Source organism: Mesorhizobium sp. M2A.F.Ca.ET.039.01.1.1 (genome assembly GCF_003998035.1).
Classification (GTDB): domain Bacteria; phylum Pseudomonadota; class Alphaproteobacteria; order Rhizobiales; family Rhizobiaceae; genus Mesorhizobium.
This window is the reverse complement of sequence record NZ_RZRY01000745.1, coordinates 1-2,848: the sequence shown is the minus strand read 5'-3', so window position 1 is coordinate 2,848 and position 2,848 is coordinate 1. Positions and strand designations below refer to the sequence as shown.

Here is a 2,848-nt window from a genome sequence, read left to right as displayed (position 1 = left end):
GGGCAGCGTCGATCGGGTGGGACAGGACGAGTGGAAAGCAACGCTATCATAAAATCAACCGGATTGCGGACGGCGCGGCAGCGGCTGCGAAAGGCAGGCTGCAGCCAATGAGCGAACAGCCGCCAGCCGTCGTTTCGGCAAGCAAGCTCGGCCTCACCTTCCAGACCAATGACGGTCCGGTGCAGGCGCTGTCCAATGTCGATCTGACCATTGGCAAGGGCGAGTTCGTTTCCTTCATCGGCCCGTCCGGTTGCGGCAAGACAACCTTGCTGCGCGTCATCGCCGATCTGGAAAGGGCGACATCCGGAACGATCTCCGTCAACGGCATGACGCCTGAGCAGGCGCGCGAGAAGCGCGCCTACGGCTATGTCTTCCAGGCGGCGGCCCTGTTCCCGTGGCGCACCATCGAGCGCAATGTGGGATTGCCGCTGGAGATCATCGGCCTCTCCCAAGCCGAGCAGGCGGAGCGCATCAAGCGTACGCTGGCGCTGGTCAATCTTTCTGGCTTCGAGAAGAAATATCCCTGGCAGCTTTCCGGCGGCATGCAGCAGCGCGCCTCGATCGCGCGCGCTCTCGCCTTCGACGCGGACCTTTTGTTGATGGACGAGCCGTTCGGCGCGCTGGACGAGATCGTGCGCGATCATCTGAACGAGCAGCTTCTCGACCTCTGGGCGCGGACCAACAAGACGATCTGCTTCGTCACCCATTCGATCCCCGAGGCGGTGTATCTGTCGACACGCATCGTGGTGATGTCGCCGCGGCCAGGCCGCGTCACCGACATCATCGAATCGACGCTGCCGAAGGAGCGGCCGCTCGACATCCGCGAGACGCCGGAATTCCTGGCGATCGCAGCGCGCGTGCGGGATGGGTTGAGGGCTGGGCACAGCTATGATGATTGACGGGAGGGCGAATGAGTGCGGACGCCGCCGCCACGCCTTCGTCATCCTAGGGCGGAGCGACGCGAAGCGGAGCGCAGACCCTAGGATCCATGCCGTGACGTCGGCCGAAGGGTCCAAACGGTGCAGAATGGTCGCTAACCGCCGCAGAACGCAGGGAGTCTTATTCTGGACCGATGCGGAGCGTCGAAGTAACGGCATGGATCCTAGGGTCTGCGCTGCGTCGCTTCGCTCCTTGCTCCGCCCTAGGATGACGAAGAGCGGGTGCGCCACGGCACCCCAGTTCAAGCTGCCCTGCCTTCGCTTCGCTCAGGCCACCCTCTCCCCGCAGGGGAGAGGAGAAGGGCGGCGCTAGATGGATAGCTTCCGCTCGAAAATCATCCCCGTCACCACCATCCTCGCCGGCGTGGTGGTGCTCTGGTACGTCTTTGCCGTCATCCTCAACGCGCCGTTCCAGCGCGATCTCGATCAACGAGGCAATGAGACGCCCGGCACGGTCGAGTTCATCGGCAAAACGCTGTCGCAGCCGAAGCCGACGCTGCCGGCGCCGCACCAGGTGGCGGTGAATTTCTTTGAGAACACTTTTCTGCGGTCCGTCACCTCGAACCGCAGCCTCGTCTACAACGCCTGGGTGACATTGTCCTCGACGCTGCTCGGCTTCGCCTTCGGCACCGCGCTCGGCATCCTCATTGCCGTGGGCATCGTGCATGTGGCGACATTCGACCGCAGCCTGATGCCGTGGATCATCGCCTCGCAGACCATTCCGATCCTGGCGGTGGCGCCGATGATCATCGTGGTGCTGGCGGCGATCGGCATCACCGGACTGATCCCCAAGGCGCTGATCTCGACCTATCTGTCGTTCTTTCCGGTCGCGGTCGGCATGGTGAAAGGCCTGCGCTCGCCCGAGCTCATGCATCTCGATTTGATGCATACGTACAATGCCAGTGCGTCGCAGACCTTCTGGAAACTGCGCGTGCCGGCCTCGGTGCCGTTCCTGTTCACCTCGATGAAGGTGGCGGTGGCGGCGAGCCTGGTCGGCGCCATCGTCGGCGAGTTGCCGACGGGCGCCGTCGCCGGCATCGGCGCCAAGCTGCTCGCGGGCGCCTATTACAGCCAGACCATCGATATCTGGTCGGCCCTGGTCGCAGGCTCCATCGTCGCGGCGCTGCTGGTGATGGTGGTCGGCATTGCCGGGCGCCTCGTCGACCGCGCCATGGGCGGGAGGCCGGCATGACTTGGCTGAAGCCATCCTGGCAATCAGTGCTGGCAATCCTGCTTTGCCTCACCGCCTTTGCGCTTGGCGCGATGACGAAGCCGGAGGCAGCCGCGCTGGCGGATCCGACCGCAACCGTTGCCTATCCCTATATGGGCGCAAAGGGGTTGATCATCGGGCTGCTGCTCCTTGCGGCGCTTGTCTCGATGGTCAAGCTCACCCCGATCTTTGAGGCGATCGTGTTGTTCGTCGGCGCCCATGCCGCAGCCTGGCTGCTGATCAAGGGCATAGCCGGTTTCGAGGGCACGGCGCTGGCGCCGTATTTCCTGCTGCTTGCCGCCGCCTGGCTGCTCGCCTGGCGTTGCGTTGCGCTGTTGTCTTCGTTGCGTCCCAACCAAAGCGTCGCGAGGAACGCCTTGCGCCTGATCATCCCGGCGATCTTCGGCGCGTGGATCCTGATTATCTGGGAAGCGGTGACGCGCGGCGCAGGCATCCCCTTCATCCTGTTGCCGCCGCCAAGCGCCATCGGCGCACGCATCGCCAACTCGCTGCCGATCCTGGGCTCGGATGTGCGGCAGACGATCTTCAAGGCGGTGCTGATCGGTTATGTCGTTGGCAACCTCGCCGGCTTCGCCATCGCGATCCTCGCCGACCGCGTGCCGTTCCTAAGGCGCGGGCTGCTGCCGATCGGCAATATGGTCTCGGCGCTGCCGATCATCGGCGTGGCGCCGATCATGGT

General features: G+C 64.3%; 2 protein-coding genes and 1 pseudogene. All 3 read left to right on the top strand.

The features are described from left to right. Window positions 1-107 precede the first annotated feature (107 nt). On the top strand, window positions 108-899 hold the full coding sequence (locus EOA24_RS32960) for an ABC transporter ATP-binding protein (protein WP_126081957.1): 792 nt from the start codon (window positions 108-110) through the stop codon (window positions 897-899). 352 nt (window positions 900-1,251) lie between these two features. Then, window positions 1,252-2,130: an ABC transporter permease gene (locus EOA24_RS32950; RefSeq protein ID WP_127250673.1), complete on the top strand. Its 879-nt coding sequence runs from the start codon at window positions 1,252-1,254 to the stop codon at window positions 2,128-2,130. Beyond that, window positions 2,127-2,848 (top strand): annotated as a pseudogene (locus tag EOA24_RS32945) (ABC transporter permease); the annotation flags it as partial. The gene EOA24_RS32950 and the pseudogene EOA24_RS32945, both read left to right, overlap by 4 nt.